Raw genomic sequence first — 14387 nt, 5'->3', positions numbered from 1 at the left:
ACTCAAAAGATTGGAAAGTTTCGAAAAAAATTCATGTTTCAGTCAAAAAGATAGCGCATTCGTTGAAAATACGTGGAATAGTAAAACTAATGATTCATCATTAAGCTTCTTTATATATTAGCTGATCTTATTTCCTTTAAAATCGCTCTAGCAGTTTCTTGATTCATGGGTTTTTGTTTTTTTAATAACGCTGTTACTTTCTCAACTTCATCTCCTGTAGCGCCAATAGTCAAAGCAAGTGAGCGACTTTGCATTGACATATGTCCTTTTTGAATGCCTTCTGTTACCAATGCTTTGAGCGCTGCTAAATTTTGAGCAAGTCCCACAGCTGATATTATCTCCATCAAAGAAATAGCTGAATCGGCTTTTAGCATCTCTAGGGCAATTTTAGCTTTGGGCAAAACATTTGTTGCACCACCCACGGTTGCAATCGCTAAAGGAATGGTCAATGTGCCAACCAAGGTTGCTTCTTTCATGCACCATTTGCTTAAACCTCGATACTGGCCATCTTTCACTGCATAGGCATGACAAGCAGCAGCGACCGCTCTAGTATCATTCCCTGTAGCTAAAACGACCGCATCGATTCCATTCATAATTCCCTTATTATGTGTTGCTGCTCGATACGGATCTACATTTGCTAATTCAGAAGCCTGAACAATTTTTTCCGCTACTTTCTCGCCGTTGATTTCCCCCGTAGTTAAAAGAGAGAAAGGAATCTCACAAGTTGCTGTTACCAAAGACTCGGTTGAATAGTTGCTTAGAATACTGAACAAAATTTTCTCTTTTGGTAGCCATTGCTGTAATCTATCTGCCACAGCTTCCAAAATCGTATTGACAATATTGGCCCCCATTGCGTCTTTAACATCAATAAACAAATCAAGTGATAAAAAACGGGATGAATCTAGCCAGCGAATCGACATACTTTGCAGACCGCCACCTCGCTTCATAATCGAAGGATAGCTTTGACATGCCGCTTCAAAAATCTCTTTTTCTTTACTTTCAATCATCAGACGTAACTCATTTTCATCTTCTACTTCATAAAACACTATTTGTCCCCGCATCAAACGTTGACGAACAGTTGAAGAAAATCCGCCTGCAGCTTTAACTATTTTAGCGCCATTACTCGCAGCAGCTATAACCGAGGGTTCTTCTGTCGCCATCGGTACGACAAGTTCTGTTTCATTAACAACAAAATTCTGAGCTACCCCAAGTGGTATATTGACTTCACTAATTTGATTTTCAATCAAATTAGCTCCAACATCTGGCGGTAAAGTAACATTATGCAATAGATCATTTTTACTCTTTTTGTCAATAATTCCTGCATGTTCTAATTTTTGCAACCGTTCTTCTCGAGAAAGCTGATAAAATTTATGCTTCGTATTTTGTTCAATATGGCATTCAATTAAAATCGCCACTCCTAAGCCACCACCGACACAAAGAGAAGCAATACCATACTGCTTTCCTTCTGCTTTTAAACTATGAGCTAAAGTCGTTATAATGCGCGCACCAGAGGCACCTATAGGATGTCCTAACGCTATTCCGCCACCTTTTATATTCACTTTTTCTTCAGGTAACGCTAGCTCATTAGCTACGGCAAGCGATGTAGCTGCAAAGGCTTCATTGATTTCAAACAAATCAATATCGTTTAGCTGCATTTGATTGTCTTCTAACAACTGGCGGACCGCATTTACAGGGGAAACCCCCATAATTGACGGATCGATACCAATTTCAGCGTAGCCTTTGATTGTTGCCAAATAAGGCAATCCTTGTTCGATTGCGTAACTTTTTGAAGCTAAAATCAAGACAGCTGCACCATCATTGATAGTTGAAGAATTCCCAGCAGTTACTGTTCCATTCTCCTCAAATGCTGGTTTTAATGTGCCCAACTGATTCAATGTAGCCTCTGAATCAATTCCTTCATCTTCCGTAACAACTTCTCCGGATTTTAGTGATATAGGAATCATTTCCTGCGCAAATAATCCCGTATTTTGAGCTTTTGAGGCTTTAATCTGTGATTTTAATGCGAACTCATCTTGCGCCATGCGGCTTATGTTGTATTCTTTTGCAACTTTTTCAGCAGTAACCCCCATTGGTTCTTGAGTAAATGCATCCTTCAGACCATCATTCCACATACTGGAAGTTGACGTGTCATATGTATTTGATTCTGCTACATATTTTTTTATTTTTGGTGCTTGTGTCATGCTCTCTACTCCACCAGCTACAACAAGCTCAGCTTTTCCTAATTGGATCAATTGTTCTGCTAAAATCACTGCTTTCATGCCTGAACCACAGACTTCATTGATGGTCATTGCAGGTATTGTTTCTGGTAACCCTGCACCTAGAGCGATTTGTCGAGCTGGGTTTTGTCCCAATCCTGCTTGCAATACATTTCCAAAAATTACTTGCTTGATATCATTCGTATTGATTTTATTTCTATCTATAATTTCTTTGACCACTATTTCACCTAATTCGACAGCTGACACAGAGCTTAAACTGCCCTTATACTTGCCGATTGGTGAACGTCCTGCATCAATAATAACAACTTCTTTCAAAAAAGCACCCCCTCATGAGAATATAGCATTTTTATTCTATCAAAAGCAATTACTTTTGTGAAATAGAAGAAAATTAAAAATTCTTTAACCATTCTTAAACTATGACTTCTTTTTAACTACTTTTCTGCTGAAATATGGTACCTTATTATTGGAGATTCTTTAATTTGAAGGGAAGTAGATTTAATGAACATTGGTATTGATAAATTATCTTTTTATGTTCCAAATTTATATCTTGATATGACTGACCTTGCGAATGCCAGAGATACTGATCCTATGAAGTTTCATATTGGTATCGGACAAGACCAAATGGCTGTTAATCCTGTTAGTCAAGATATTATTACATTTGGAGCAAATGCAGCTGAGGCCATTTTAAGCCAAGCTGATAAAGAACAAATCGACATGGTAATTGTCGGAACAGAATCAGGTTATGATTCGTCAAAAGCCTCGGCTGTGATTCTTCATCATCTCTTAGAGATCCAGCCTTTTGCTCGCTCATTTGAAATTAAAGAAGCTTGCTACGGTGCAACTGCTGGAATCAAAATGGCGGCAGATTATGTACGGAGTCATCCAGATCGTAAAGTATTAGTAGTTGCTTCTGACTTGTCTCGTTATGGGTTACATTCAGATGGCGAACCAACACAAGGAGCTGGTGCTGTCGCATTGTTGATCAGCAAAGATCCTCGTGTTCTCGTCTTAGAGAATGATAGTGTGTTTTTTACAAATGATATTTATGATTTCTGGCGACCTGTTTACGAAGAGTTTCCTTTAGTAGATGGTCCTTTATCAAATGAAACCTATCTTCAATCATTTGCTACGGTTTGGGCTAAGCATAAACAGCAAACCGGCTTGACTTTAGAAGATTATGAAGCTCTTTGCTTCCACATTCCTTATACAAAAATAGGAAAAAAAGCATTGTTGAGCATCGCTGATGAAACGGATGAAAAAACACTAGAGCGACTTATGGCTCAATATGAAGAAAGCATTACTTATAGTCGACGAGTTGGAAATTTATATACTGGTTCATTGTATCTAGGCTTGATTTCTTTATTAGAAAACAGTCCTTCTTTAAAAGCGGGTGCCAAAATCGGCTTGTTCAGTTATGGCTCAGGAGCTGTTAGTGAGTTTTTCTCTGGTTATTTAGTAGAAGGCTATCAAAACCAGCTTCATACGGTAAAACATCAAGAACTGCTAGACCAGCGTGAACGACTTTCTATAGAAAATTATGAAAAAGTGTTTAGCGAAAGCTTACCGAAAGATGGACAGTCGGTCTCTTTTGATGATCCTGTTCTTTATTCGATCAAAAAAGCGGAGAATCATATTCGTTATTATAGAAAAGAAAAGTAAAAATAAAAGAGTGTGGAACAATAGTCCTTTCTCTAAATGAAAACGAGCCCTATTTTGATGTGTATTGTCAAAATAGGGCTCGTTTTTGGTATTATGCACACCTTTCTCTCCATGTATTTCGCTAATTTTCTTAAATTTAATGCCATGAGCGCTAAGTCAATGTCAATCTTCGCTCCTTATTTCTCTTGTAAATGGACATGATGGAACGCCAATTGAGCCTTTAGATGGAGGATGGGACAGAAGTGTTTAATCCCGAGAAATAAGAAGGAATTCACGAAAATTGCTCTTCAAATTTTTGTGAATTTCAGCTTATTTCCGAAGGGATTGCTTCTGCTCCCACCGTTTATACGGATTCCACGTGAGTGGGATATGACTCGAAGAGTTATGTCCCACTCACATCATTTTTACGTTTTTTGCAAGATGTACTGATTTTCTGTTGCACTTTGCAAAGTGTATCCTGGTTTGAGCTGTCCGTTACGCACATAGTCGTCCTCCATGCTTAAAAAAGTGGCATCTGTATCGGCTTTTCAGAAACTGTTTCGTTTCTGAAACTGGGGATGATACCGTTCGTATTTTTGTTTTCTTAGCAGGCAATCAGTTTGTACATGTCGAAGATATTTTTGTATGTTCTTCTTCTCTTTAATTAACGTTGTTTTTTTTCGTTTTTCATCTGTTAATTGTGCTTTTTCACATGAAGCTCTGCTTCTAAATAATGAGCAACTTTTTCTAGCTTGATGTCCGAGTTGTTATTTTAATTTCTTGAAAAGTGTTTGAAGAATTGCTTCTACTAAGACATTCACTGCAAAAGTGACATCGGTTTCTGGAATATATTTTTCCATTTCTAATGATAAAATAGTTTGATTGATGGTAGCATTTTAGACATAAAAGCACGCTCCTTTTTGGTTTGGTTTTGTCACTTTAATCATACAAGCTTGCGTGCTTTTTATGTACTCTAAAATCAAAAAGTGGAGGATGGGACACAAGCTTATTTCTCGGGATTGCTTCTGCGTCCACCGCTTATTCGCATTTAGGGTGTGAAACAAAAGTGATTGTTACTTTTGTCCCACACCCCACACTTACACTCTTTCCTCACTTTTAACAAAACTTTTTGAAATATTTTTATCTACTTATATATTAATTGATACTTTAAAATAGTTATTTTCTAGTTCTGCTTCGATGGTACCTCCGTGTTCATTAATAATTTGTTTTGCAATTGCTAATCCTAAACCAGCATTTCCCGTTTTTGTACTTCTCGATTGATCCCCTCTAAAAAATGGTTCAAACAGATAATCCATGTCTTCCTCTGAGACCTTATTGGTTATATTTCCTATAGATAATACTACTCTCTCATCTATTTTTTCCAAGGTTAGTTGTATTACTGTCTCATTAGGAGAATAAGATATAGCATTCCTAATCAGATTATCTAGCACTCTTTCAAATTTATTTATATCTAATTTAGTATGAATATTTTGTTCAATCTTTAAATCCCACTCGAGTTTCTTCTCGTTTAAAAGAGGTAAAAATTCTGAACTAATTTGTATCAACATCAAGCTTAAATCTACCTCTTCTTTGTTTATTCCTTTTTTACTAGACCCTGTTTTTGCAATTTCAAAAAAATCATTGATTAAATATTCTAATCGACTGGCTTTATCTGAAATAATATCTATATACTTTTTCCTTTTCGTAGAATCCAAATCAGAGTATATCTGTTCATTTTTAAGCAGTGAGATATATCCAATAATGCTTGTAAGAGGAGTTCTTAAATCATGCGCTAAGTAGGTAAGAAGATCATTTTTCTTTTTTTCTGCTTCGTTTGCCATTTTTTTATTCTCTAAACTATCTGTACGTATGTGATTGATTTCGTTCTCAAATTCAGATAGTTCATTTCTTAGTATTATTTTTTCGTCTGGTTGTTCGATTAAACTCTTAGTCGCCACTATCATTTCTTCTAAATAACTCATCATTTTTCTAAAGAACGTGTACGTCACTACCAACCAAACAAATAAAGGTGTAACAATCAACCAAATTCCTAATGATCTATTTAAAATATATAGCATTGGATAAAAAAATTCAGTACCGTCCCATACTCTAAGCGAAAGCAACATTTTAACCATCAATGGAATGATAACTAGAACAGTTGTTGCTATGATCATTGTATAGAAATATTTTTTTGTAATCTGCATCGTTAGATTATTTTTCAATTGTATAACCTACTCCCCATACCGTTTTTATAATATTTGGCTGTCTTGGTTTTTCATGCATCTTTTCTCTAATTCTAGCAATATGCGCCATGACAGTATTATTATTTTCTAGATAATCTTCTTTCCAAACTTGTTCAAATAATTCTTCTGAAGATACTACACGGCCTTCATTTTTACACAAGTACCACAAGATGTCGAATTCAATAGGTGTTAATTTTATTTCTTCCTCGTATAAGGATACTTTCCGACTATCAACAGATATATTAAGTCCATTTTTAGTATATTCATTTACTTGCTCTATCCCTTGGGAGTTGTAGGTTTGATATCTGCGCAGCTGCGTTTTCACTCTAGCTAACACTTCAAAAGGATTGAACGGCTTAACAATATAGTCATCTGCTCCCATAGAAAGACCACTAATTTTATCTATATCCTGACCACGTGCAGTTAACATTAACACAGGAAAAAATTGTTTTTCTCTAATTCTTTGCAATACATCAAATCCTGATATGTCAGGAAGCATGACATCTAGTATCGCTAAATCGATCCTATTCTTTTCTATAATATCTAAGCTTTCATTTCCTGACATAGCTTCATATACCTCATATCCTTCGTTAGAAAGTAGCGTACTTAGTAGACTTACAATTTCTTTTTCATCATCTAAAATTAGTATTTTAGCCATTAAACATCCTCCATTCTTCATTCACCTAATTATAAGGAGTATTCCATACAATGTCAGCTACTAACAATCAGCTTAAACCCACGCCTAGCCTTGAACCCAATCGACTCAATAGCTCATTTGTAATTGTTTGTTCTTCATCAGCTATTTTACTAATATTAGGTAAAACGATTAATTCATCATTTACAGAAATATCTTCTACTTCTGTCAAATCAACAATCATCATATCCATACAAATATTTCCAATCTGTTTTATTGGTTGTCCTTTAAACTCTAACGTCAGTTTAGCATTGGATAATGTTCTAGGTATACCGTCCGCATACCCAATGCTAACGACGCCTATTCTTGTTCTTTTTTCAACCTTAGCGCCCAATCCATACCCAACATATTCGCCTGCATCTACAACTCTTTTTGTAATTAAAGATGCTTTTACCTTCACTATAGGTTGTAAATCTATAGTGATTTTAGTCGGTATATTATAGTCACTTAAAAATCCATAACAGAGAATTCCTACTCTCACAAAATCAAAGTTTAATTCTGGGTAATTTAAAATACCATAACTGCTTTGGATATGAGTATATCCGTAGGAAATGCCCATTTGTTTCAAATCACTTAGTATATTATTGAATAAAAAAATTTGAGCATTTGTTCGAACGATTGATTCTAGCTCTAATGAGTCTGAAGAACCTAAGTGTGAGTATATCCCCTCAATTTTGAGATTGGATAAACGATACATCTGCTGAATAATTGTTACGTTTGGTGTAACACCTAAACGATGCATCCCAGTATCAACCTGTAAATGACAACGAATAGGTATTTTTTTAAGATTCAACATTTTTCCATGCTCTTCACTTACAATTGATTGGGTCAAATCATATTTTTTTATATCATGAATACGATCGGGATGTGTATACCCTAAAATTAAGATTTCTCCTTGATTTCCTGATTTTCTTAATGCAATTGCTTCTTCTATAGTAGCTACGCAGAAAAATGAAATACCGTTTTTTTCTAACTCATGTGCTACTTCTACCATGCCACAACCGTACGCATTTGCCTTCACAACCCCCATAATATTTGTATTTTCAGGAATTATCTTTCGTACTTCATTAATATTATGGTGTATTGCACTAGCTGATATTTCTTTACTAGCACGTTCAAATAGTATTTTTTGCTTACTAACTCTTCGTTTTCTTTTTAAGTTTAACAGGAACTGAGCTAGTATAAAGCTACACACGACTACTAACAAGAAATTTAGCAAACTGTTTTTTAATATCGGAATATAATTACTTATAGAATGGACAATTACAATAACTAATGGATGGATAATATAAACCAGTAACGTTAAATCGGCTGATTCTTTTACCTTTAGTTTTGGTTGCCACTTTAACAACATTAAAAACAAAATGAATATACCTAAAGGTAGTAAAAGATACATACTATCATGTTTGATGTTTGTAAATCGGTGCAGAAATATGCTTTCAATGATCATGCCTATAATAAACACATAAAACAACAAGTTTAATCCCTTTAATGCTGTTAACTTTTTATTCTTTCTATAAACAAGTATGCCTAAGCAAAGAAATATAGGCGCAAAGAAAAGACCTGAACGCGTATAATCCGTCCAACTAAATATAAACGAATAAAGTTTATTCAGTAATGGAATTTGACTGACTATCCCGTACCAGCTATCTCCTCCGAGTCCGACTAGATATAGACATATAGAAAATGCGACTGTTAATTTAAATCCTACGCTACGTAACAGTAGGCTTACTAAAATCGTTCCAATTATAATAGCTGGAAAGTACCAGAGGTGATAAAAGCTACCATCAAAAATGAGAACCTTTAAAAGTATGTTCATTTTTAATGAAATAGTGCCATTTAGCAAAGATAACGGGAAATACAATAAAATAGAATATAAATAAATCATTCCAATTTTGTATAGATATTTTTTCACTCTCTGACTATTATTATACGAAAAATTTAATGACAATCTTCCTAACAAAAAATATCCTGTAATCATAAAGAAAAAGGGGACAGCTACCCGAAACACAGTCAACGTTATGACTTCGTCTAAAAAAGGTGCTATTGATTGAAAAGGGAATGTATGGATAGCAACAACCATGATAGCAGCGAATATTCGAAATATATCAATGCCATTAGCTCTATGCTTCATAAGCAGTTCCTTTTATTGACTCAATGAATTCAATATATTCTTCTAATACCCAGTTTTGCTGTACTATAATCGAGCTATGGGGTGTCCCCACATATCTAAAGTGCCATGGTTCATAGTTTATATTGGTAATAGATTCTTTTCCTTTTTGATATCTTAAAATAAAACCAAAATCTGTCATATGTTCCAAAAATTTATCAACAACAGGACTATCCGTGAAGCTTGGTCGAATAAAATCATTTTCTTCTGTTGCTAAACCCAAATCAACAGCTAAACCAATCTCATGTTCACTACATCCAGGCTTTGCCACATATTTGTTCGCAAATTCAAGCCCTTTTTCTTGAATCGTCTCGTCCCAAAGTGCTTGTTGCGTCTGCTTTGAACGATAGCCATCAATGGTAATAATTTGACCATCAAGACCTGTTGTTTTTATTAGTTTTTCTAGCTGTATCGCTACCATAGGATCAACTAGTACATTCGTTTGCGCAAACGGAGCCTGAACAAGGTGACGTGGTCTCTCAGAATCTTTTATTTTATTGTCTTCATTAATCAATCGTAGATAATTTTTTTTCATGATTTTCCACCGCCAATACTAATAGTTTTTCTATAATTTCTTTGTAGTCCATCCCGATCTCGTTCATCATCATTGGAAATCTTGAATGCTCTGTAAAACCAGGCATTGTATTGATCTCATTTAATAAAATTTCTCCGTCATCCGTTAAGAAAAAATCGATTCTTGCTAATCCTTTGCATCCTAATAGTCTGTATAGTTTTTTTGCTTTCATCTGGATGTCTTCTTTTTTGTCTATTGATAGTTTAGCTGGTAACAAAATTTCTGCTGTCACTAAATTATATTTCTCTTCATAATCGAAAAAGCCATCCAAAAGACTAATTTGGTCACATTCTCCAACGACCAATTGTTCATTCCCTAAAATACCACAACCAATTTCTACCCCTTTCACTTCCTTTTGAATTAAAATTCGACTGTCATATTTTGAGGCTTCATCTATTGCTTTATATAAATTACTTTTTTGTACTACCTTGCTAATTCCTTTTGATGACCCTGCTTCATTTGGTTTGACATATAATGGGAATCCATGTATTTTCGCAAACTCATCTACTTTTTGCAGTCCTTTATCAGATTCTAGGATCATACTAGGTGTACTTTTAACACCGATGGCTTCGGCAAATTCATGAAGCATTATTTTATTCATTGAAATTGCAGCAGATCCAATACCACAACCTACATACGGAATATCTAACAGTTCAAATACTCCCTGCATAGCACCGTTTTCACCATAACCTCCATGTAAAACAGGGAATAAAATATCAGGTTTGATAAATTCTTTGCTGTTTTTCAATACAAACCTTTTTTTTGCGAAATCAACCATCATTTCTTGACAATTTAGTTCTAAATACCAGTTATCGTTCTTTATTTGGTCTGTTGTTCCTTCAAATAAATACCACTGTCCTTTTTTAGTAATCCCTATTTTCATTACGCTATAATCAAGAGTTTCCATGTTTTCAATAATCGCTACAGCAGATTTCAGTGAAACTTCATATTCAGAAGAAATTCCACCAAAAATAATCGCAACTGTTTTCATTAACTCTACCTCCGATATTTATTTATACAATTAGTATAAGTTTGATTTAGCAATAAATTATCAATAAAACCTCTCTAATTTCTTAAGATTTTATGATAATTCACTTCAATTAAACTTGTATCATTCAACTGTCATTAAATATAGGTTAATACAACAAAATAATGTTACTGGTATCAATGTTTAAAATACATACTCGTTTTTTTATTAATTCCCTAGCTTTTTTACTATGTAATTAAATATTTTCATATCTAGTGTTTACAGCAGATGTCTTTAATACCTTTTTCTAGAAAAAAGCAACTTTCAACAATTTTTTTTAAATGATAAGTTTTCTCTTAAAAACATCTGTATTTAACCATACGTATAAAAGTTTCTGGTAGAAAACAAAAAGTGAGTGGGACATAACTCTTCGAGTCATATCCCACTCACGTGGAATCCGTATAAACGTTGGGAGCAGAAGCAATCCCTTCGGAAATAAGCTGAAATTCACAAAAATTTGAAGAGCAATTTTCGTGAATTCCTTCTTATTTCTCGAGATTAAACACTTCTGTCCCATCCTCTTGGTAGAATTTTGGAAAATAGGAAGTAAAAATAGTGACTTATTTTCCTGAATTTTTGTTGATTGAACGTATTTTTACTGAGTTTTCCAATCATCGGCGGTACATCTTCAACTGGAAAAATCAGTACTTTTTCATTGATATCATAACCTTTTTATCTACTCTGGTAGAAAATTGGAAAACTCAAACTAATTCAAATTCATCTATTTCTTCCAAAATAACATCATCAGATTGAAAATCATCGATTGCCTCAACTACCTCATTATCAGATTTTGCATATAGGTGTCCATAAGTTCCTAAAGTAATCTGAATGTTAGAATGCCCCATTCTCTCTTGAATTGCTAAAGGTTGAATATTTTGTTCAATAAGCAATGCAACATGGGAATGTCTTAAAGAGTGAAGTTTTATTGGTTTTATTTCTGCTTTAATAGCAGCTTCTTTGAGCCAATTTGCAAATGAATACGGAGGTGTAAAAGTTCCATCTAATTGAATAACGTATTCAAATTTTCCAATCATTCTCTGTAATTGACTCCATTCGTACAACTTCTTTGAAAGTACTTTGCCAATGCCTATTGTTCTATATGCATTTTTTGTTTTAGGGGTTGAAAAATACCAATTATCCTTGCTTACGTAAATCAATGTTTTTTCAACTGTGATTTGATTTTTTTCAAAGTTTACATTATCCCAAGACAATGCCTCAAGCTCACCAATCCTAAGACCAGTATAAAAAAGTAATTCAAACACTAATTTTCTATGCTTAACTTGTATAGAATTATCAGAAAAAACGTTCATCACTTTTTTAAATTCTTGAATTTCCCAAAAATCCACCCTCTTATTTTCTAGTGGTAAATAAGAAACTTTATCAACTGGATTCGTTTCAATGAGACCTTCATGGACAGCTCGATCCATAATAATTTTTAGATGGCCTCTTATACGATTAATATAACTTTTAGATAATGTATCTTGGACTTTTTGTTTTCTGGAATTTCTAGTAGAAGTTTGGCTAAGTTCAAACATCCAATCTTCAATATCAGAACTACTTATGTCCCTAACTCTTAAGGAATAAAAGTAAGACATTTTTTGTTCAAAGATAAATTGAGCATTTTCAAAGGTTTGACGCTTTACTTGCTTCTCATACCATTTAACAAAACGAACACGGTAGAATTCTTCAAAGGTTATTTGATTGCTTGTAGACAATTGGTTAGTAATACTTTGATTATATCCATGAGTTAACATGAATTTATCGTAGGCTAATTTAGCTTCTCTCTGTGATGAAAACCCTCGTTTTGTTTTTTGTAATTTTTTTCCATTACTATCTGTTCCAAAATATGCTCTGAAAAACCATTTCTTTGTTTTCTTATCCTGATAGATATTGTTTATTTTTACCATAACGAACTCTCCTCATTGTACAAGGAGATAGGTCTATGATAATTATACCTCTCGTTTTGATATTTGAATATGAAAAAGTTTTTCAATTATTCTTGCAGGTACAACATTAATTTGTCGATTATCATAAAAACTTACTCCTTCCACTTTTACTAAATACTCTTTTGATTTCTTCAACATATTTGAAGCTTGGGTAGGTTTGAATCCAATCTCAATAAGATCACTTCTACTTACCATAACATCAAGTTCTTTTTCCAATATATTTCCTCCTCACATATCAATTTTTTTAAATTCTATTAAAAATTAGATTGACATGAGTAGAATAAACGCATCAGAAATTGATTATTTCTAATCGCAAAAAATCTATTAGCTGCGGCGTCACCCGCCATAGGTCATAAAAACCTCTCCTCAGTCTATGAGCAGTTGTGAAAAAGTATCATTATCCTCTAGTAAATCATCGCACTTAGAATTGACTAGAAACTAAGTTGATTGATAATAAATTATCGCTAATTGATTGCTATCAAGTCATGGCGTTATTACAATCAAGCTGGTACTAGATTAATGTGGCTAATAGTTGTATTCTATTTTCAAAGAACACTTTTATAGATTAGAGGATTTTCGTATTGAAATCTTGTGTATTTAGCGAAAAGATTTATCCTCTTCACTATTAATAACAGTTTCGAATCACACAAATTATTCAAATTTAAATTTTTTATTCTAAAAATTTAAATTTGTCTATAGAGAGATAAAAAATTTGTATACACTCGTCAAAACAGTCCTGATCAAAGTAACCTTTTCTGTTGGCTTGATTAATAAGGAGTGGCCAAAAACGAAGAAATAATTCATGATAAGCAGTTGGGTCTCCAGCTTGAGCAGCTTTCATTAGCGCTTCTAACATGTTTACAGCCTCCTTTTATAAACGAAAATTACGTCTGATTTTTTTTAACAATCTATTTCGTAAGCTATACACACCAGAGACTTTCATTTTTAATAGGGCAGCCACTTCAGGAATATTTAATTCTAGAAAATAATGATACACAAGGAATAGCGCTTCTTTTTCTTTCAAACTTGTTAGCAATTCAAAAGTTCGATTATGTTGAATATAAATTGGAATACCAACGATAACTGTGTTAGGTACTTGCATTTCAATTGTATAGTTTTCAGTTGGAACTTGATTCATATCATCAATCAGATACTCCCGTTCCTGCCTTCTGTTTTTTGTATTGTAATAGTTATTTGCAGCATTAACGATTACTTTATTTAAGTAACTAGTAATTTGATTCTCAACTTTTTGATTACTGTATTGTGCTTTACCACTCATCTTTTTCACTCTCCTTCATTTTAAGAAGAGATGAAAATAGAGAATAGCAATTCATTTTATTTCATTCGGTATTGCCAATAGTCTCGATATGCTCGCTCCACCTTACAACTAGAATCCTGATTCATTCTAGATAATATATTATTTGTTAAATTGTTATAACTAACAGATAGATGATATTTTTCAGTTAATTGTTCAAAGAGTTCTCTATTTGTCATAGGTACATGCGACTCTTTTGAAATAGATACTATTCTTTGATAAATATTCTGATTAACCTGATTCTTTTTATTTAAGAAATACTGTTGGTTTTCTATATCTATTGCAAGCTTTTGCTTATTAGTGAAAGTTGCTTCTTTTGTTGGATTCGAGTCCTTTTGACCTAAATGCTGCAAACGCTCTTTAAGTTCGTAATAGATTTTTGTCAACTCCCTTCTTTCATCAATGATTAGACGCATTTGCTCATAAATGAATTGCCTTTCATCAAACATAAATCTATTTTCCTCCCTTCATCTTAATAACAATTTCGAAGGGAGCATTTTATTCATATTCATAAAAAATCTCCTTTTTCTGTAAAAATTAATT

At 33.6% G+C, this 14387-nt stretch carries 12 protein-coding genes and 3 pseudogenes; 2 read left to right on the top strand and 13 right to left on the bottom strand.

Going from position 1 to position 14387, the window contains the following annotated elements; translation table 11 throughout:
* Positions 1-110: 110 nt before the first annotated feature.
* Positions 111-2552, bottom strand: coding sequence for a hydroxymethylglutaryl-CoA reductase, degradative (locus I580_RS16635; RefSeq protein ID WP_010773045.1), 2442 nt, complete (start codon positions 2550-2552; stop codon positions 111-113).
* 183 nt (positions 2553-2735) lie between these two features.
* Between I580_RS16635 and I580_RS01685 the strand changes: the two genes are divergently transcribed.
* The gene (locus I580_RS01685) at positions 2736-3896 is read left to right on the top strand and encodes a hydroxymethylglutaryl-CoA synthase (RefSeq protein ID WP_010773046.1); all 1161 of its coding nucleotides are present in this window, start codon (positions 2736-2738) and stop codon (positions 3894-3896) included.
* Positions 3897-3934: 38 nt separating this feature from the next.
* Here I580_RS01685 and I580_RS17415 read toward each other — a convergent pair.
* Positions 3935-4123 (bottom strand): annotated as a pseudogene (locus tag I580_RS17415) (IS5/IS1182 family transposase); the annotation flags it as partial.
* A gap of 4 nt (positions 4124-4127) precedes the next feature.
* On the opposite strand from I580_RS17415, the pseudogene I580_RS17370 reads away from it, so the two are divergent.
* A pseudogene (locus I580_RS17370) lies at positions 4128-4250 on the top strand (DUF3788 family protein); the annotation flags it as partial.
* Positions 4251-4312: 62 nt separating this feature from the next.
* On the opposite strand, the pseudogene I580_RS17410 reads toward I580_RS17370, so the two are convergent.
* The 11 genes and pseudogenes from I580_RS17410 to I580_RS01635 form a co-directional block, all read right to left on the bottom strand.
* Positions 4313-4629: pseudogene (locus I580_RS17410) on the bottom strand (IS5/IS1182 family transposase); the annotation flags it as partial.
* A gap of 394 nt (positions 4630-5023) precedes the next feature.
* Positions 5024-6097: a sensor histidine kinase gene (locus I580_RS01680; protein WP_010773047.1), complete on the bottom strand. Its 1074-nt coding sequence runs from the start codon at positions 6095-6097 to the stop codon at positions 5024-5026.
* Entirely contained in the window at positions 6087-6776 is a 690-nt protein-coding gene (gene vanR, locus I580_RS01675; protein WP_010773048.1) for a VanR-ABDEGLN family response regulator transcription factor, read from the bottom strand. The genes I580_RS01680 and vanR overlap by 11 nt, the downstream gene beginning before the upstream one ends.
* A gap of 67 nt (positions 6777-6843) precedes the next feature.
* Positions 6844-8946, bottom strand: a complete 2103-nt coding sequence (vanT, locus tag I580_RS01670; protein ID WP_010773049.1) for a membrane-bound serine racemase VanT — start codon at positions 8944-8946, stop codon at positions 6844-6846.
* Positions 8936-9517 (bottom strand): D,D-carboxypeptidase/D,D-dipeptidase VanXY, encoded by a 582-nt coding sequence (gene vanXY / locus I580_RS01665; protein WP_010773050.1) that lies wholly within the window; start codon positions 9515-9517, stop codon positions 8936-8938. Before vanXY ends, vanT begins: the two co-directional genes overlap by 11 nt.
* Positions 9489-10547 carry a D-alanine--D-serine ligase VanE gene (gene vanE, locus I580_RS01660; protein ID WP_010773051.1) on the bottom strand — a complete coding sequence of 353 codons (1059 nt, stop codon included), beginning with the start codon at positions 10545-10547 and terminating at the stop codon, positions 9489-9491. The genes vanXY and vanE overlap by 29 nt, the downstream gene beginning before the upstream one ends.
* A gap of 737 nt (positions 10548-11284) precedes the next feature.
* Positions 11285-12490, bottom strand: a complete 1206-nt coding sequence (locus I580_RS01655; RefSeq protein ID WP_010773052.1) for a site-specific integrase — start codon at positions 12488-12490, stop codon at positions 11285-11287.
* Positions 12491-12532: 42 nt separating this feature from the next.
* Positions 12533-12745, bottom strand: a complete 213-nt coding sequence (locus I580_RS01650; RefSeq protein ID WP_010773053.1) for a DUF3173 family protein — start codon at positions 12743-12745, stop codon at positions 12533-12535.
* Between the two features lie 454 nt (positions 12746-13199).
* Positions 13200-13385: a helix-turn-helix domain-containing protein gene (locus I580_RS01645; RefSeq protein WP_010773054.1), complete on the bottom strand. Its 186-nt coding sequence runs from the start codon at positions 13383-13385 to the stop codon at positions 13200-13202.
* A 15-nt stretch (positions 13386-13400) separates the two neighbouring features.
* Complete coding sequence (locus I580_RS01640; RefSeq protein ID WP_010773055.1) at positions 13401-13808, bottom strand: RNA polymerase sigma factor; 408 nt, start codon at positions 13806-13808, stop codon at positions 13401-13403.
* A gap of 56 nt (positions 13809-13864) precedes the next feature.
* Complete coding sequence (locus I580_RS01635; protein WP_010773056.1) at positions 13865-14293, bottom strand: hypothetical protein; 429 nt, start codon at positions 14291-14293, stop codon at positions 13865-13867.
* Positions 14294-14387 lie beyond the last annotated feature (94 nt).

The sequence above is a fragment of the Enterococcus caccae ATCC BAA-1240 genome (assembly GCF_000407145.1).
Taxonomy (GTDB): domain Bacteria; phylum Bacillota; class Bacilli; order Lactobacillales; family Enterococcaceae; genus Enterococcus_L; species Enterococcus_L caccae.
Note: the sequence above shows the minus strand (reverse complement) of the source record. Positions and strands in the feature narration are given on the sequence as shown.